Consider the following 17,003-nt stretch of genomic DNA (forward strand, 5'->3'; position numbering starts at 1 on the left):
CAGGTTGCTCATCGATCAGGTCTCCTTGCGGAGCCTGAATCATGCTGAGACCGTAAAATCAATGGGTCTGGAGCCTAGGCGCAGTCGTACTGTTCTCCATAGACGGTCATGACATGCGTCAGATGGAAAAGACACTTCGCGAAACCCACCATATCCACGTCAAGTACAGGCAGGTGGGAGACCTACAAGGCCTTAGGGTTTCAACCCACATTTATATGCTGGAAAGCGAATTGGACCGTTTTGTTCACCTGCTTAAGCAAGTCGTTCATAATCAGTAAATTTGTGAACTTGTGAGCCGGAAGTGGCGAAACGGCGCCTGTATTCGCCGGGCGTCAGGCCGATGAAACGCGCAAAGACCCTGCGGAACGCCGCAGGGTCGGCGTAACCGCTGTCCCACGCGACCTGCTCGATCGGGTCACGACGGAACTGCAACAGCTCGCACGCCTTCCGGATACGCAGCCGCTGAATGTATTCCGACGAGGTCATGCCCGTCGCCTTGCGAAATCGTCGGAGAAAAGTCCTTCGCTCCAACCCGGAGGCGGAGATCAGCACTTCCAGCGGAACGTCCCGCCCCTCGGCTGCGTGAAGGAGGTCCTGTACCTTTGCGATCTGGGCATCGCCATGTGACGTCCGCGGCGCGAAGGTGCTGTAGTAGCGTTGTTCACGCCCCGGCGGATCCAACAGCAGAAACCTCGCCGCCCGCACCATCACCTCCGGTCCACAAAGCCGTTCAACCAGACGCAAACAAAGATCCGTCCACGACATCAGCCCGCCTGCCGTGACAACGGGACCATCGTCGATCAGAAGGCGGTCGATTTCCATCCGGACATCGGGAAAGCGGACGCGAAAGGCGTCGGCATAGCTCCAATGCGTAGTGGCGGGCCGCCCCTTCAGAAGCCCCGTTTCTGCCAGCACAAAGGCTCCGGCGCAGACCGAGGCAAGGATCGTGCCCTCCGCATGCCTCTGGTTCAGCCAATCCCGCAGCGGGGCTGCAGTGTCCGGTGAAGGGGGCTGGGTCAGGCTGGGCGGAAGGATAATGACAGCCGGGGCGGAGGGGGATGAGCCTCCGCTTTGGAAAACGCGCACCGGCGCCGCCTCCCCCTCCTCCTGCTGCCAGTGGCTCACCTGAAGCTGCGCGCCGGGCGACACCCGTTCGACGATCAGGAACAGGTCGGTCATGGACAGGACGGCCGACATCTGGACGCCCGGATACAGCAGCAGCCCGATCCCGATCGTCTTGTCGTTTGTCACTTTCGGCTTCCTCAATGTCGCTGACGCCACGGGCTTTATCATGGCGCACCCCATATCGTCATGAACAGCAACATATTCCAGGAAGGAAACATCATGGGTAACCGGGCCGTTGTCGTTGTGGACGTTCAGAACGATTATTTCCCCGGCGGGCTTTACACGCTGGACGGCATCGCTGAAGCCTCCGCCAATGTAGGCAAGGTTCTTGAAGCCGCACGCGCGCGCGGCGAGCGCGTGATCCACATCCGCCACATCTTCCCCGACGCGGGCGCGCCGTTCTTCCGTCCCGACAGCGAGGGAAATGAGATTCACCCCTCCGCCGCGCCGCAAGAGGGTGAAACGGTCATCGTGAAGAACTTTCCCAACTCGTTCCAGAAGACGGACCTGAAGGAAGTTCTGGATGCGGACGGGATCAAGGACGTCGTAGTGGTCGGTGCGATGAGCCACATGTGCATCGACGCGACCGTGCGCGCTTCCAGCGACTTCGGCTTCAAGACGACCGTGGTGCAGGATGCTTGCGCAACCCGCGCGCAGGAATTTGGCGGCGTGACGGTGCCTGCATCGCAGGTGCACGCCACCATGATGGCCGCGCTTGCCTTCGCCTATGCCGACGTAATCGACACGGACGCCTTCCTGAAAGGCTGACCACGGGCCTTCAGCTTGGCTTAAGGTTGGCGGGCGAGATGTGCTGCAAACCCTTTTCGGAGACGTTGCATGACTCTTTCCCGCCGCACCTTTGTCGCCGCCGCTCTTGCCGCGCCGGCGTTGATCGCCACCCCCCTGCGTGCCGAGACGCGGAGCAACGTCTCCAGCTTCCAGATGCAGGACTGGCGTGATCACTTCGAAAGCCTCGGCAAGGGCGCGATCCTCGCCGACCTCACCTCCCGCGCGCTCCACTTCTGGGGCGCGGACGGGGAAACCTATCGTCTTTATCCCAGCTCCATTCCCATGTCGGAAGACCTTACGCGGCGCGGATATACCGAGATCGTTCGTAAAACGGTCGGCCCCGGCTGGACCCCCACCCCGGACATGCGGCGCCGCGATCCGTCCTTGCCCGATCATGTCGGGCCGGGCCCGGGCAATCCCCTGGGCACCCATGCGATGTATCTGAGCTGGCCCGCCTACATCATCCACGGCACGCATGACACGCGCAAGATCGGCCGTCCGTCTTCGTCGGGCTGTGTCGGCCTCTATAATGAACACATCAAAGAGTTGTACGGGCTGGCCCCGATCGGCACGCAGGTCCGCCTGCTTTAACCCGCACCGCCAAAGCTGGCCCGATAGGCCGAGGGCGAGGTGCCGACATGTTCGGCAAAGCGAAGGCGCAACGACAGCGGGGTGCCGAACCCCACCTCGTAGGCGATGCGCTCCACCGGCAGGTCCGTCGTCTCCAGCAATTGCTGCGCCCGCGCGACGCGCTGCGCGGTCAGCCACCCGGTGACCGTCAGGCCCGTCGCCTCGCGGAAGTTGCGCGTGAACGACCGGCGGCTCATGTTCGCCTGCCGGGCAAGCGCATCGACGTTCAGCGGTTCGGACAGGTGTTCCAGCGCCCATTCCAGAACATGCGGCAGCTTGCTCTGGCACGGCAGCACGGGAACGGGCTGCTCGATGTATTGCGCCTGCCCGCCCTGCCGGTGCGGCGGCGTGACCAGCATGCGCGCTGCACGATTGGCGATGTCCGCCCCGTGACGGGATCGAATCAGGTTCAGGCAGCAGTCGATCGCGGCCACGTTCCCGGCCGAGGTGACGATGTTGTCCTCCTCGATATACAGGACATCGGGCCGGAACTTCGCGTTCGGAAAACGTGCGGCGAAGGCGTCGCGGGCGGCCCAGTGGGTCGTCGCCTGCCGCCCGTCCAGCAGCCCCGCATCGCCCAAGACGAACGCCCCCTGGCACAGGCCCACGATCAGCTTTCCTGCGTCATGCGCTCGGCGCAGCGCCTCCGTCAGGACGGCGGGGGCCGCACGACCCGGGTCGCCCCATGCCGGCACGATGATGATAGTTGCGGTCTCCAGCGCCTCCAGCCCATGCTCCACCCGGATCTCCAGCCCCGTGTCGGTGCGGATCAGGCCGGGAACCGGTGCGCAGACATCCACCGCATAGGCATGCGACGGAACCGCGCCGAACACCAGCGCGGGAAGGGTCAGGTGAAACAGACTTGCCCCATCAAGGGCAAGGACGGCGATATGTGTGGGGGTCATTGGGTACGCTGCAGAGTTGGCCCAATACTAACGAAGATCGTCATCCGGGTCAATTGATGTGGTGGCTGCGGGTGGGCACATCATGTTCTGAAAGCTCATCCAGATGGACATGCCATGACCGATACACGCACGAATGCGGCAATCCCGCTCTCTCTTCTTGATTTCGCGATGGCCGGTCGCGGCGTCACCGCACATGAGGCGCTGACCGCCAGCATCGAACTGGCGCGCCTTGTCGACCGCCGCGGCTTTCACCGTTATTGGGTGGCCGAGCATCACTCCATGCCCGGCGTCACCACATCCTCGCCGTCGCTGCTGCTGGCCCGCCTGATCGGCGAGACAAAGCGCATCCGCCTTGGGTCGGGCGGCATGATGCTGCCGAACTTCCCCCCGCTGGTCGTGGCCGAGCATTTCGGCCTGCTGGAGGCGCTGGCCCCCGGCCGGATCGACCTTGGCGTGGGCCGCGCGCCGGGGACCGACATGGTGACCGCCGCCGCCCTGCGCCGCGGAGAGATCGACGCCGACGACTTTCCCAGTCAGCTGATGGAACTTTTGGCCTTCCTTGATGCCAGCTTCCCCGAAGGGCACCCCTATGCGGAGCGGGTGCATGCCGTTCCGGGGCCGTGGCAGGACCGGGAAAACAACGTCGCGCCCGTTTCCGGTCGGCCGTCGGTCTGGCTGCTGGGCTCCTCGGCCTACTCGGCACAACTGGCGGCGCATCTGGGCTTCCCCTTCGCCTTTGCGGCGCATTTGGCGGACCAGAACCTCGACGTGGCGGTTGATGCCTATCGCAGCAACTTCCGCCCGTCGGAGGTTCTGGAAAAGCCCTATGTCATCGTCAGCTCCGGCGTGATGGCGGCGGATGACGAAAAGGAGGCGCAACGCCAGGCCTGGGCCTATTCCCACGCGATGATGCGCATATCGCAAGGCAAGTCCTTCGTTGTGCCCACGCCGGACGAAGCCGAAGCCTATTCCTATTCGGGGCACGAACGGCGGATCATCCGCATGTGGCACGACAAGACGATGATCGGCACGGCGGATCAGGTGAAGGCCCGCGTCGACGAGCGGGTGCGGCGCGTTGGCGCGGATGAGGCGATGATCCTGACCCTCGGGCACACGCCCTCGGCCATCCATCGTTCGACCGAGCTGATCGCGGATGCCTTCGGCCTGACGGAGGATAAGGCCGCCCGCTAAGGCGGCCCTTGCGTGCGGGGCTCAGCCCCGCCGCATCTGCGCGATCACCTTCTCCAGTTCCGCGTTCGGGACGACGCCGGGGAACAGGTCGATCCCGATCAGGAAGGCGGGTGTGCCGGGCAGGCCCAGCATCCGCGCCTGGTCGTGATTGCGTTGCAGCAAGCCGTCCCACCGCGCCTCCGAACGGGTGAATGACGCATGTGCGGCCCTCGGCTCCACCCCGACCGACCGGGCGGCCGCGTCGACCTGGGCCTCGGTGATCTGCCGCCCGTCGACCGCCATGATCGCGTCGTGCACCGCCTCGTAGCGATTGCCCGCACCAAGCGCGACCTTCAGCGCATGCACCGACAGATCGCCGAAGATGGGCCAGTCCTTCATCACCAGCCGCAGGTTGCCGTCACGCTCCACCAACCGGCGGATGTCGGGATAGGAGTTGCGGCAGAAGGGGCACTGATAGTCGTAGAACTCGATCAGCGTCACGTCCCCGTCGGGATTGCCCAGAACCGGCTGGTCCGGATCGTGCGTCAGCTGGCGCAAGTCGTCCGCACTGGTCTGGGCGTGGGCCTGGCTGACGATCAGGGTGCCGAGGCCGGCACCCAGCAGGCCGCGTCGTGTCAGGGTCATGCCGTCACTCCCGTCTGGCTCTGCTCTGGTGTCAATACGACCACGCGGGCCATGGATTTCACGCGTGTGTCCAGATCGATCACGTCCTGATTGAACATCCGGATGCATCCCGCCGAGGTCGACTGCCCGATCGACCGGATGTCGTTCGTGCCGTGGATGCGGTAGTAGGTGTCGCGGTTGCCTTTGTGCAGATACAGCGCCCGCGCGCCCAGCGGGTTCTTCAGACCGCCGGGAAGGCCATCGGCATAGTCGGAATATTGTTCAGGCTGGGTGGCCAGCATGTTGTCGGTCGGCAGCCAGCTTGGCCATTTGCGGCTGTAGGGGATATGCGCGGTTCCGGCAAAGGCACGGCCCTCGTCCCCGACAGCCACGCCATAACGCAGCGCCCGTCCCTCCGGCAGGATGAAATATAAAAAGTGCTGCCACGGATCCACCACGACCGATCCCGGCTTCTCGTCGGTCGCATAGTCCACTTCCTGCCGGACATTGCGCGGGGTCAGGTAACGGTCGGGCACGGCGGGGATCGTGTATCCTTCATCCATAAGGGCGGCATAGCGGCGGGCAACATCGGGCGGAACCTGCGGTTCGGGCGGTGCGGCCGGGGGTGCGGGTGGTTGCGGCGCGGCACAGGCGGCCAGCGCTCCAAGGCCCAGAAGCAGGCCCGTGCGGCGCGTGATCTCGAAGCTTCGTGTCATCTTGCGTCTTCCTTCAGTGTCTCGATTTCGTGCAAAAGCTGGGCGCGAGAGATCTCGCCCATATGCGCCGACAGCAGGTGTCCATCAGCAGTCAGGAACAGGGTCGCAGGCAGGCCCTTTGCGCCGTAATGCTGCATCATGCCCTGTCCGGGATCGCTGAGCGGTTCGATGGGAACCTTCGTCTTCTGCAGGTACTTGCGGATGATTTCCGGTCCTTCGCCCTGATTGACGAAGCGCATAGATGCGCCCTCCAAAGAGAAGGCGACGTCGGCCATCATCGGCATCTCGCGCCGGCAGGGCGGACACCAGCTGGCCCAGAGGTTCACGACCACAGGCTCCCCCCGCCAGTCACCCACCTGCGCAGGCGTTCCGTCCAGCGCGGTCAGCTGAAGGTCGACAGGCATGGCCACCGCATTGCCCCGCGCCAGCAGGTGCGACACGTTCCAGCCGATGGCGGTCAGAACCACCGCGACCACCACCGGCAACAACGGAAGCCGCCGCAAATGCCAAGCCGTGGCGGCGGCAAACGCAGCGATGCCCCATTGCCACTGGAACCCGCCCTGCCAGAACGCCAGTACGGACAGCGGTTGCTCCGCGAAAGCGCCCAGATGCAGAAGCACATAGCCGGTCCGCGCCCCGATCAAACTCCACATCGCGGCGGAGAACGCCCAGTCGGTCAAGTTCACGCCCCGCTGGCGTCCGATGATCCAGCTTGCGATCACGAGGATTAACAAGGCGATTGCGACGGGCGCACGTTCGGCCGACAGCAGCAGCGGCCCCAGTTGCATCCCTCCCATCACGCGCCCCCGCCGATCAGCTTGACGGACCGGATCACATCTCCAGTGGAGACGTCGCCAATCAGGCGCGAGCCTTCCGCCTCCTTCTGATGGTCGTTCAGGAACACCATTGTCGGAGGGCCGGCGGCGCCCAGCGTGTCCAGCATTGCCTGCGCTTCTTCATCCAGATCGGTGACGTCGATCTTATAAAGCGCCGTGCCAGCCAGCGCCGCCTTCACCTGCGGATCGGGCAGCACGTTGCGGTCAATACCGCGGCAATAGACGCACCAGTCGGCGGTCACATAGATCAGCGCCGGACCCTTCGTAGCATTGAGTTCGGTCGTGGTATTGATCTGCGCGATATCTTCGACGGGTGCCGCGGGGCCGGCACCGCCGCGAAGTCCGGCCAAGGGGCGCAGCGCGTCACCGCCACCGGCGGCGGCACCAATGGCCAGTGTCCCGCCCCAAAGCAGAAGGATCACCCCTGCTGTCCGTGAAAGCCGGGCAACAGCACCTGCGGTTTGTGGAATCCGGTCCAGTGCCCCGAGGAACACGGCGACCCCGATGGCCAGCACCGCCCACATCGCAAGCGTTGCAGGACCGGGGAAGACGCGGGAGGCCAGCCACACCGCCATCGAAAGAAAGGCGATGCCGAAGACCGCGCGCACGACCTCCATCCACGGGCCGGCTTTAGGCAGGACGCGGCTGCCGAAAGCGCCAATGATCAGCAACGGCACGCCTTGTCCCAGCCCGAACGCGAAGAGCGCCGCTGCCCCCAGCACGACATCACCTGTTTGCGCGATATAGAGCAGCGCCCCCGCCAGTGGTGCCGTCACGCAAGGCCCTACGATCAGCGCCGAGGTGAAGCCCAGAAGCAGCGCACTGCCGATGGAGCCACCCGTGCCGCCGACGCGGTTCAGCCGGTCGGTCAGGGCGGACGGCAAGGTCAGCTCGAACAGGCCGAAGCTGGACAGTGCCAGTGCCACGAAGAGCACCGCAACCGCGCCCACGGCCCAAGGCGATTGCAGCACCATCTGAAGGTTCTGGCCCGACCACCCGGCCACGGCCCCCATCGCCCCGAAGGCCAGCGCCATCGCGAACACGTAGGCGCCCGACAGCACCACACCCTTGCGCATCGAAAGCTCCCCGCCCTGACGCGCCAGCATTCCTGCAAGGATCGGCAGCATCGGAAACACGCAGGGGGTGAAGGCCAGCAAAAGCCCGAAGCCGAAGAACCCCGCCAGAACCCAAAGCGCGCCGCCCTGTTGGGACAGTCCCTCGATCACCCCCGGCCCCGTGGCCAGTTGCATGCCGGAGGATGGTGCGTCCGCCGTGAGGGCGGGTGCGGTGCTTGTCAGTGTCAGGTCTTTTTGCACCGGCGGGTAGCAGATGCCATCCTCCTGGCAGCCCTGAAAGGTGATCGTTACGTCGCCGCTGGCCCTCAGACGGGCCTCTGCATTATCGTAATAGACCTCCATCGTACCGAAATTGGGGTCGTCCTTCACCGTTCCCGGTTCAGTTTCCAACGCCAGAACGTCGCCTGCGACGGTTTCGGCCTGAAGATGGTCGCGATAAAGGTAATAGCCTTGCGCGATGGTCCAGTGCAGGACCGCACCGTCCTCCGTCTGCTGGACCTGCATCGCGAATGCCTTGTCCACGTCCAGCGGGCGGTTCATCCCCTGCGGCAAGGAGAAGGCCTGCGCCCATGCGCCGATCGTGAACATCAGCCAGCATAAGAACGGAAGAAACAATCTGCGCATCGGTATCCTCATGGTATTGAGTTCCCGACCTGACGGCCCTGCCTTAAGCCAGCCTTAAGCTTGCCGGGCGACCGCTGTAACGGGACCAGAAAGGCGCGAGGACGGAAATGAGGCTGCTGATTGTCGAAGATGACCTGATCCTTCAGGACGGGCTGAGCGTCGGCCTTGGCATATCTGGCTATTTGACCGAGGTGGTAGACACGTGCGCCGATGCCCGTGAGGCGCTGGCAGGGGGCGGCTTCGACGGCGTGGTTCTGGATGTGATGCTGCCCGACGGATCGGGGCTGGACTTGCTGGCCGCCCTGCGGCGCGAGGGAATGAGCCTGCCCGTGCTGGTGCTGACCGCCCGCGACCAGGTCAATGATCGCATTCACGGGCTGGACAGGGGTGCGGACGACTACCTCGGCAAACCCTTCGACCTTGAGGAACTGGCCGCCCGCCTGCGCGCCATCTTGCGTAGGTCCGAAGGACGGGCCGCCGCGCATCTGGAGTGGAACGGCCTGCACCTTGATCCCGCGCGAATGAGCGGGACAATCGGAGACCGCGAACTGCGTTTTTCCCAACGCGAGTTCACGATCCTTCATGCGCTGCTGGAACGCCCCGGCGTCATCATCGGCAAGTCGGCGCTCGAAGAACGTCTCTACGGCTGGCAGGAAGACGTGGAGAGCAATACGATCGAGGTCCATATCCACAAGTTGCGCGCCAAGCTTGGTCCTGCCTTCATCGAAACGGTGCGTGGCGCAGGATATCGTCTGGCGGAGGCGTCATGATCCCGATCCGAATTCGCATGTTCCTGATCCTGATGGCGGCCACAGTTGCCGTGTGGGCGTCGGGCTTTGTCTGGATCCACCAGTCCACCGCCGCCAAGATGGATCGGGTGCTTGATGCCCGCTTGGCCGAGGCCGCACGCATGGTCTCGACGTTGGTGACGGATGAACGCGTGCCGGTGGAAAGTGCCGTGGCCCTGTCCGCAGCCGAGGATCATCCCTATTCGCGACAATTGTCGTGTCAGATATGGAAACTGGATGGCACACCTGTCGCCGGCTCCTCCGCTGCGCCACAGGAACGACTGGCCGCGACCGAAGGGTTCAGCATGAACACCGTCGAGGGGGTCGAATGGCGGGTCTATTCGATGGTCAATGCCGACCGCGGCGTGAGGGTCATGGTGGGCGACAGCATGGCCATGCGCGAAAAGCTGATCGAAGACGTGACGCGCGGCCTCATCCTGCCTGCGCTCGCGGTGCTGCCGGTACTGGCAGGCCTGATCTGGATCGGGCTGGGGCGCGGGCTGCGGCCCCTGCGGCGCATGGCGGTTGATCTGGCCGCCCGTGACGCCGAGGATCTGCGCCCGCTGGACCGCCGCCTTCCGGCCGAACTTTCCCCGATCCAGTCGGCCATGAACGACCTGTTTCGCCGGGTGGAAGAAACACGCGAACGCGAGCGCAGCTTCACCGCCTTTGCCGCGCATGAACTGAAAACCCCCCTTGCCGGACTGAAGACGCAGGCGCAGATCGCCTCGCGCGGGGACGAGGTGCAGCGCAGACGTGCCCTTCAGCAGATCGAAGCAAGTGTCGCTCGGACTGACCGCCTGGTCCGGCAACTTCTGGAGATGGCCGCCGTAGATGCCCGCGAAGCCGGACAAGACCGCGCCACCCTTCGCCAGATTGTCGCGGATTGCGTTCAAAGCACAGAAGTACTGGCCCGTGCGCAGGATGTGCGGGTGCAAGTGCAGGTGGAAGGTGATGACATGCAGTACGACCGACTGCTTTTGGGTGCTGCCGTTCGTAATCTACTGGAAAACGCCATTCAAGCGTCGCCCGAAGGCGCTTCTGTGAATATCCGGGGAAATCCCTGCATCATTGAGGTGTCAGATTTCGGCGCCGGCATTCGCACAGAGGATCGGCCTCACCTGACGCAGCGGTTCTTCCGGGGCCAAGGGGCAGCAGCGGGGGGAAGCGGTTTGGGTTTGGCGATCGTCCAAACAGCGATGCAGCGGTTGAACGGGCAGTTGGAATTAAAGTCAGGATCCGGCCGGGGCAGCACCTTTTCGCTCCACCTTAGCCCTGAAAAGATTATTTTATAATAAGGGTATAGCGCCCGATGTTCGCACCCAGTCAGAAAGCCCAAGACTGACATCAGCATCACAGTGGAATGGTCGACAGAACCGGCAGAGACAAACTGCAGAACAGTCTCGGCTCTAAACGTCACTTGAGCCTGAACAGGATTTCTTTCTCGATGGTGAATGTGCGGTCGTCAGATCTCTGGGCCATGGCCGCTCGTGGCTGTGCACCAGCCGCCTCGCCGATCAAAGTTCCATCAGCTCCGTCGCACCGTGTCGCTGTCCACCACGCGCGCTTCGACCGCATATTCCTGAACGATCTCGGGCGGTGCCTTGGCTGTAGGCCACGGCACCGCCAGCGGCAACCAGCACGGCAAGGGATAGACCATTCAGTTTCAACATGCCGCCGTTTCCCGATGCAAAAGGCCGAACACAGAGCGATGAAGCTGCGCGTTGCCCAGTTCGGCCCGCTCGCTCATCCGGCGCACCCATGCCCCTGCGTTGCGGATCTTGCCGCCCCGCTCGTTGCTGTCGGCATCGGCAATCATCACCAGCAAAGCGGCCCCCACCTTGCCGATTGCGGCCTGCGCCTGTGCCCATGCGGACGGATTGATCCCAAGGGCCATGGCCCGTTCGTAGCCCACGTTCACGAACGCCATCCAGTCCGCGCGCCCATAAAGTTCCATCCCCACATGCCATTCGGCGGGGGCGGCATTCAGGGCCATTGGCAGGCTGATATGCTCCATCCCGCATTTCGGTGTCTGGGTGGGCGGTGTCGGTGCGCCCTGCCCCGTCTTGTTCTCAGCGGGCATCGCCGGATTACATGACTCTGATGGATATTGGTTTGTAATGTATGGTCGGTCATTTCTTTCCGACCGGTCGGAAATTTCGGACGGACCAAGACGGGTCAAAAAGCGGCGCACACGGTTCAGAAGTTCGCTCAAGGCTTCATATCCAAGGTGAGCAATCCGGCGCGGAAAGCTCGCCCAGGTCTGTTGATCCTCGGCCGTGGCTTCAGTTCCAGACAGGATACGGCGGATCACGGAACGCAGGCGCGAAATCTCGTTCCGCATACGATCGGCTGCCATGCGCTCCGCTCTCATGGCTTCGGCCGCCATCGTCAGTTCACCGGCACGATCCTGAAGCGGTGTCAGGTCGATGCCATGAACGGCGACGATCCTGCCTGATTGATCCCGCTGGCAGTGACGGCGGCCACCTCCCATGCAGCGATCCACCGCTAGCCCGATCCGCACCAAAAAATGGACATGGTTCAAAATGGTGCGGGGATTCTTGCCGCATTCGAAAGACAAGGTTGACACGCTCGCAGGGCTTATCGGCACCTCGGAACCCCGCGGTATACGACCGATAAGGGCCTCTAGGGTCCGACGCACACCGTCAGGTAGTTCCATTACAAGCGCGGCATTGCGCGCGGCTTCGTATAAATCAGCAGAAAACTGCCTAGTATTTTCGTTGGGTTTTCCCAACGACCGCAGGGGTTTAGTAACCATTCTGTCCGCTCTCCGTATAGAGCGGTCGAGGGAAACACGGCTGGCATCTATTATTCGCCCAAGGGCGCTTTTTGTCTTGCCTGCGATGTAGGGGAACGATACCTTGATGCTTGAACAAAGTGAGCATCTTAAGACCTCGCCAAAGGTCCGGTTGCGTCCCCCCCGGTGGTCCCCGACCGCTGGGGGTTTTCTTTTTCGGGCCCTAGGGATCTTGCTGTCCCAATTTCTGCCCCGTTTCGGAATCGATCTCCTGATTTTCACGCCTTTTCGGCACGGTAGCGTAACTGTCATCAGCGCGCTAGCTACATCCGCCTTTGCAGGCAGGATGTGCCATCACACAGGCCTTCATAAACTCACCACCTCCATACAAGTCAAGTAAGCATATCAAACGGTCTTCCTGATTTGGTCATACCTAACAAAAACATTCTATGCATCAGAAATATGTTTCTGGTGCATAAACAGTGTTGACATACAAAACCCATAAGTTGTAACCTCATCTTAAGACATAGATTTCTTTCTGAAATGTCTTTAGATTGCCCCTGCGAACACCAGCGAGGGGGCGGAATGGAATACGACGAGGGAAAGGTGCTACTAGGCAATGCTATTCGACCTTTCGTCAGGAAAGGCGGGAAGCTGCGCTACCAGCCCTTTGTGGCAAAAGATGGGCGCATTCATTGGCAGGTTTTCGGTATCCAGCCGAACGGCCATGAACTTCCGGTCTACGTGGTCAGAACAGGTGAGGCGCGCGTCCTCAAAACCATCGGCGCGGTTCTCAACTACCACCAGGAATACTTCCCTCTCGCGACTGAGCTCTGTGTCGGCATTCTCCCTTTGGAAGAGGGGCAAACGCCGGGCGGAAACGAGGAAGCCGAGGGCTGACAAGGACCGAGACGACCGCAATGTTGTCTCGATCGACGACTTCAGGAAAGGAAAGCGCCGTGTGGCGGTGGCCGCGCAGCGGCAAGAGCGCAAGGCAAAAGCGGGGCGCATCTATCAGGCGGTGACAACCGACTTCTATACGGTCGGTGAGTTCGGACCGGTCCTGCGGGCACCGTGGGTGTCCTTCTTCATCTTCTCCATCGGACTTTTTGCCTGGAGCTTCCTGCACGACGACGTGCAGCGGGCTTATGGTGGTCCGATCTGGTTCTGGTCGTGGGTCGGCTACCTGCTGGTCAGCGCCTACCTGTCGCCGCGCCTCTGGCATGACGTGGATATCGCCATGATGGCGCTGGTCGCGGTCATCTTCCTGCCCTGCCTCTGGTTCATGGCGCTGTGGGTTCCGGCCATCGTGTTCGGGCTGGTGTCGCTCGTTTCGCTGACGCTGTCCCCCATTCTGGGGCGCATCCTATGAGCCGCTCGATCCTTATCCTCGCTACGCTGTGCATGACCGTTGGCGCTGCCTCGGCCGATGTCTTCGAGTTCCTGCCTGACGGGACCATGGTGCAGCGCGGCCTTCCCGAAGCCAGCGCCTCCCCCGCTCCGGCTGTCTCGCGCCGCGCCACGCCCACGACGGTTCCGGCCAGCCGCGCCCAATATCGGGCGCTGGCCGAAGAAGTCGCGCTTGCCCATGCGGGCGGCCCCGGCCCCCGCGCGGCGGGCCTCGATGCGCTGACGTTCCAAAGGGTGTTCGTGGCGCTGGTGCGTCAGGAAAGCGGCTTCAATCCTCGGGCCGTCAGCCCCGTGGGGGCGCAAGGTCTGGGCCAGCTCATGCCCGAGACCGCCCGCCTTCTCGGGGTCACGGATTCCTTTGACCCCCATCAGAACCTGAACGGAGCCGCCCGCTACTTCACGCAGCAACTGGCCCGCTTCAAAGACGTGCGCCTTGCGCTGGCGGCCTACAACGCCGGTCCGCGTCGCGTCGAGCGATACGGTGGCATCCCGCCTTTCCCGGAAACGCGGAACTATGTCGCCTCCATCACTGCCGCAACAGGGCTGCGTGCCCCTGCTGCAGACCCTGCTTCCGTAACTCCTGTTGCGGAGGCCTCGACCCCCTCCCCAGACACACAAAGGAGTATCTCCGTATGGCAGTATTGACCCGGTACGGGCAACTCGTCGCTCTGGCCCTCGCGGCCCTCATCACCCTGTCCCTGCCGGCGCTGGCGCAGGATCTGTCGCCGGTGAACACCATGCTCGGCAACATCGGCGACGCTCTGACGGGAGCCACGGGCCGCGCCCTCGGCCTGATCGCTCTGGCTGGGGTCGGCATTGCCTTCCTGATCGGCCGCATGAACTGGATGCTGGCCATCTCGGTCGTCGTGGGCCTTGCCATCCTCTTCGGCGCCGGCACCATGCTCGACGGCTTCGCCTGATCCCCCATGTCAGAACCTTGCTTCAAGGCCCTGACACGACCCGTCTCCATGGCGGGCCTCCCCATCACCTACCTTGCTCTGCTGTTCGGTCTGGTGGTGGGCGGCTTCATCGCCACGCTGTCCTTCCTTTGGTTCCTGGGCAGCGCGGTAGTGGGATACGCGGCTCTGCGTCTGGTGGCGAATTACGATCCGCGGATTGTCGAGATCATTTTCACATCCCTCGCCAGGACACCTCTGCCGCCCTCGTGGTTCAAAGGAAAAGGGATCATCTACCGTGCTTGATCTGCAACGCGGCCTCGGCCGGAAAGCCTTGGAACCGCAGGGCTTCACCCGCGAACACATGCTGGCGGGGCACCTTCCCTATATCACGCCGGCGGGCGACGATGTGGTGATGCTTCGCGACGGCGACGTGATGGGCAGCTTTACCGTGCGCGGCCTTGAGGCCGCCACGGCCGAAGTCGCGTTGATTGATGATGTCAAAGCCGCCATGGAAAACGCCGTCGCGCAGATGGGGCCAGATGTTGCGCTTTACGTCCATCGGGTGTCCATGGAGACGCAGCCCCGGATGCCGCCGGTCCAGGGCAACGGCTTTGCCGCCGAAGTGGACCGTGTGTGGCAGCGCCACATCGCCCGCGACGGATTGCGCGAGCGCACGATCATGGTCACGGTCTGCCTGCGCCCGCGCAAGCTGACCTCGCTCTGGTCGAAGATCAGCGGCGGCGGCAAAGGCGATCTGCGCGCCATGCGGGACCGCCGCATCGCCCGTCTCAACGAAATCATCGGCTTCATGATGCAGGTTCTGCGTCCGGTCAGTCCGCGCCGCCTGACGGTCAGCGGCGGGCAGTGGCTTGGCCTCCTCCGCACCTGCGTCACGGGGAAATATGCCCCTCTCATTCCCGGATCGAGCTTCGAGCCGCTGGCAAACCTGATGGCCGGATCACGGGTCGATTTCCGGGGCGACACGTTCACGGTGTTCGGCACTGACAGCGAAGACACGCGCTACGGCGCGATCTTCGGCATGAAGGGTTATCCGTCCGAGACGATGGCGGGGATCTTCGACCGCTTCGACATGGCGGCGGATACCGTTGTCACGCACAGCTTCACCCCGATTGATCTGGTCACGGCGACGGGCCGCTTGCAGCGGACCATCCGCCAAATGCGCGCGGCCGACGATGCTGCGATCAGCCTTCAGGCGCAGCTTGTAGAGGCCAGCGATCAGCTGGCCTCGGGCCGGATCGTGTTCGGGCACCATCTGGTGACGATCATGGCCGTGGCCGAAACCCGGGCCGAACTTGATGACATTGCGGCCTCGATCCGCTCGGCGGGGCAACGTGCCGGTGCAGTGATCGTGCGCGAGGACATAAACGCCCGCACGGCCTACTTCGCGCAGCATCCGGGCAACTACGGCTACCGCTCCCGCGCCAGCATGACCAGCTCGCGCAACTTCGCCAGCTTCGCCTCCCTGCATTCGGCGGGCCTCGGCGTGGAGGAAGGGCGCGAACCCTGGGGCGTTCCGGTCACGATCCTGCCCACGGTGTCCGGCGAACCCTACCGCTTCAACTTCCATGCGGCGGGCGCGCCGGGGGATCGCACGGTCGGGCACAGCCTGACCATCGGGCGCACGGGCACGGGCAAATCCGTGGGCATTGCCTTCCTCGCGGCACAGGTGCAGCGGGCCAATCCGCGCATCATCGCCTTCGACAAGGACAATGGATTGGAAATGCCTTTGCGCGCCTTGGGCGGACGCTATGCGCCGGTTCGCATGGGTGAGGCCACGGGCTTCAATCCCTTCGCGGCGGAAACCGACGAACGGGGCCGCGCGTGGCTGACCGACTGGCTTTCCGCCCTGCTGGAACAGAACGGACCTCCCCTGACGGCGGAGCAAAGCGAAGCCTTGTCCCGCGCGGTGACGGCCAACGCCGAGGCCGATCCGGCCCTGCAGAACCTCATGCACTTCCGGTCGCAGCTTCTCAGCGTCGATGACGGCGGCGATCTCTACACCCGCATGGGGGTCTGGGACACCGATGGGCAATATGGATGGGTGTTCGGCGGCATGGCTGCGGACCCCGTGCACTTCGACCAAGCGGTGACGGGCTTCGATCTGACGGAAATCCTCGACGTGCCATCCGTCCGGACGGCATGGCTCTCCTATGTGTTCCGCCGCATCGAGCGCACGGTGGAGGATGGACGTCCGACGCTGCTGATCCTCGATGAAGCGTGGAAGCTGCTGGATGATCCGTATTTTGAGGCCCGGTTGAAGGACTGGATGCTGACGATGCGGAAAAAGAACGTGGCCGTGGTCATGCTGACGCAGCGCGTGTCGCACATCGCGGAAAGCCGCGCGGGCAGCTCGATCCTCGAATCCGTCAACACCACCATCGTGTTCCCCAACCGCCGCAACACGGCGGAGGAACTGGCTCCGCTGAACCTCTCGGACAGCGAAGAACTGTTCCTGGTGAACACAGGCGGTGCCAGTCGTGCGGCGCTGGTCCGCAACGGCGACACAAGCACGGTCGTGGATCTCGACCTCTCGGCCTTGGGCCCCCTCTTGCGCGTTCTCGCCGGTGGCAAGGGCGACGACACGTCGCCCGCGAACTGGCGCGATACCCCCGACTTCTGGAAGGAGATTTGA

Annotated in this window: 19 protein-coding genes; 11 read left to right on the plus strand and 8 right to left on the minus strand. The window is 63.4% G+C overall.

Annotated features, from left to right (window positions below; translation table 11 throughout):
* Positions 1 to 252: 252 nt before the first annotated feature.
* Positions 253 to 1,251, minus strand: a complete 999-nt coding sequence (locus ACSHZY_RS12825; RefSeq protein ID WP_435169695.1) for a GlxA family transcriptional regulator — start codon at positions 1,249 to 1,251, stop codon at positions 253 to 255.
* 93 nt (positions 1,252 to 1,344) lie between these two features.
* On the opposite strand from ACSHZY_RS12825, the gene ACSHZY_RS12830 reads away from it, so the two are divergent.
* Positions 1,345 to 1,893, plus strand: a complete 549-nt coding sequence (locus ACSHZY_RS12830; protein ID WP_435169697.1) for a cysteine hydrolase family protein — start codon at positions 1,345 to 1,347, stop codon at positions 1,891 to 1,893.
* Positions 1,894 to 1,962: 69 nt separating this feature from the next.
* Positions 1,963 to 2,505, plus strand: coding sequence for a L,D-transpeptidase (locus ACSHZY_RS12835; protein WP_435169699.1), 543 nt, complete (start codon positions 1,963 to 1,965; stop codon positions 2,503 to 2,505).
* On the opposite strand, the gene ACSHZY_RS12840 is transcribed toward ACSHZY_RS12835, so the two are convergent.
* Complete coding sequence (locus tag ACSHZY_RS12840) at positions 2,502 to 3,449, minus strand: GlxA family transcriptional regulator (protein ID WP_435169701.1); 948 nt, start codon at positions 3,447 to 3,449, stop codon at positions 2,502 to 2,504. The genes ACSHZY_RS12835 and ACSHZY_RS12840 overlap by 4 nt on opposite strands.
* Positions 3,450 to 3,563: 114 nt before the next feature.
* Here ACSHZY_RS12840 and ACSHZY_RS12845 point away from each other — a divergent pair, with 114 nt between their 5' ends.
* On the plus strand, positions 3,564 to 4,640 hold the full coding sequence (locus ACSHZY_RS12845; RefSeq protein WP_435169703.1) for an LLM class flavin-dependent oxidoreductase: 1,077 nt from the start codon (positions 3,564 to 3,566) through the stop codon (positions 4,638 to 4,640).
* Between the two features lie 21 nt (positions 4,641 to 4,661).
* Here ACSHZY_RS12845 and ACSHZY_RS12850 read toward each other — a convergent pair whose 3' ends face one another.
* Genes ACSHZY_RS12850 through dsbD form a run of 4 tightly spaced genes read right to left on the minus strand, consistent with a single transcriptional unit; the run spans position 4,662 to position 8,495 of the window.
* Positions 4,662 to 5,264, minus strand: a complete 603-nt coding sequence (locus ACSHZY_RS12850) for a DsbA family protein (RefSeq protein WP_435169705.1) — start codon at positions 5,262 to 5,264, stop codon at positions 4,662 to 4,664.
* Positions 5,261 to 5,959: a L,D-transpeptidase gene (locus tag ACSHZY_RS12855; RefSeq protein WP_435169707.1), complete on the minus strand. Its 699-nt coding sequence runs from the start codon at positions 5,957 to 5,959 to the stop codon at positions 5,261 to 5,263. The genes ACSHZY_RS12850 and ACSHZY_RS12855 overlap by 4 nt, the downstream gene beginning before the upstream one ends.
* On the minus strand, positions 5,956 to 6,756 hold the full coding sequence (locus ACSHZY_RS12860; protein ID WP_435169709.1) for a prolipoprotein diacylglyceryl transferase family protein: 801 nt from the start codon (positions 6,754 to 6,756) through the stop codon (positions 5,956 to 5,958). Before ACSHZY_RS12860 ends, ACSHZY_RS12855 begins: the two co-directional genes overlap by 4 nt.
* The gene (gene dsbD / locus ACSHZY_RS12865; RefSeq protein WP_435169711.1) at positions 6,756 to 8,495 is read right to left on the minus strand and encodes a protein-disulfide reductase DsbD; all 1,740 of its coding nucleotides are present in this window, start codon (positions 8,493 to 8,495) and stop codon (positions 6,756 to 6,758) included. Before dsbD ends, ACSHZY_RS12860 begins: the two co-directional genes overlap by 1 nt.
* 107 nt (positions 8,496 to 8,602) lie before the next feature.
* On the opposite strand from dsbD, the gene ACSHZY_RS12870 reads away from it, so the two are divergent.
* Positions 8,603 to 9,265, plus strand: a complete 663-nt coding sequence (locus ACSHZY_RS12870) for a response regulator (RefSeq protein ID WP_435169713.1) — start codon at positions 8,603 to 8,605, stop codon at positions 9,263 to 9,265.
* Entirely contained in the window at positions 9,262 to 10,578 is a 1,317-nt protein-coding gene (locus tag ACSHZY_RS12875) for an ATP-binding protein (RefSeq protein ID WP_435169715.1), read from the plus strand. The genes ACSHZY_RS12870 and ACSHZY_RS12875 overlap by 4 nt, the downstream gene beginning before the upstream one ends.
* A 233-nt stretch (positions 10,579 to 10,811) precedes the next feature.
* On the opposite strand, the gene ACSHZY_RS12880 is transcribed toward ACSHZY_RS12875, so the two are convergent.
* Positions 10,812 to 10,943 (minus strand): hypothetical protein, encoded by a 132-nt coding sequence (locus ACSHZY_RS12880; protein WP_435169717.1) that lies wholly within the window; start codon positions 10,941 to 10,943, stop codon positions 10,812 to 10,814.
* 6 nt (positions 10,944 to 10,949) lie between these two features.
* A complete protein-coding gene (gene repC / locus ACSHZY_RS12885) occupies positions 10,950 to 12,062 on the minus strand; it encodes a replication initiation protein RepC (protein ID WP_435169719.1) in 1,113 nt (370 codons plus the stop codon).
* Between the two features lie 564 nt (positions 12,063 to 12,626).
* Between repC and ACSHZY_RS12890 the strand changes: the two genes are divergently transcribed.
* From ACSHZY_RS12890 to ACSHZY_RS12915, 6 genes are all read left to right on the plus strand, one after another.
* Complete coding sequence (locus tag ACSHZY_RS12890) at positions 12,627 to 12,941, plus strand: hypothetical protein (RefSeq protein WP_435169721.1); 315 nt, start codon at positions 12,627 to 12,629, stop codon at positions 12,939 to 12,941.
* 61 nt (positions 12,942 to 13,002) lie between these two features.
* Positions 13,003 to 13,413 (plus strand): hypothetical protein, encoded by a 411-nt coding sequence (locus ACSHZY_RS12895; RefSeq protein ID WP_435169723.1) that lies wholly within the window; start codon positions 13,003 to 13,005, stop codon positions 13,411 to 13,413.
* A 32-nt stretch (positions 13,414 to 13,445) separates the two neighbouring features.
* Positions 13,446 to 14,096 carry a lytic transglycosylase domain-containing protein gene (locus ACSHZY_RS12900; RefSeq protein ID WP_435169725.1) on the plus strand — a complete coding sequence of 217 codons (651 nt, stop codon included), beginning with the start codon at positions 13,446 to 13,448 and terminating at the stop codon, positions 14,094 to 14,096.
* Positions 14,084 to 14,371, plus strand: a complete 288-nt coding sequence (locus ACSHZY_RS12905) for a TrbC/VirB2 family protein (RefSeq protein ID WP_435169727.1) — start codon at positions 14,084 to 14,086, stop codon at positions 14,369 to 14,371. Before ACSHZY_RS12900 ends, ACSHZY_RS12905 begins: the two co-directional genes overlap by 13 nt.
* A gap of 6 nt (positions 14,372 to 14,377) precedes the next feature.
* Positions 14,378 to 14,653, plus strand: coding sequence for a VirB3 family type IV secretion system protein (locus ACSHZY_RS12910; protein ID WP_035714693.1), 276 nt, complete (start codon positions 14,378 to 14,380; stop codon positions 14,651 to 14,653).
* Positions 14,646 to 17,003, plus strand: coding sequence for a hypothetical protein (locus tag ACSHZY_RS12915; protein WP_435169729.1), 2,358 nt, complete (start codon positions 14,646 to 14,648; stop codon positions 17,001 to 17,003). Before ACSHZY_RS12910 ends, ACSHZY_RS12915 begins: the two co-directional genes overlap by 8 nt.

Source organism: Falsirhodobacter sp. 1013 (genome assembly GCF_051195255.1).
GTDB lineage: Bacteria > Pseudomonadota > Alphaproteobacteria > Rhodobacterales > Rhodobacteraceae > Falsirhodobacter.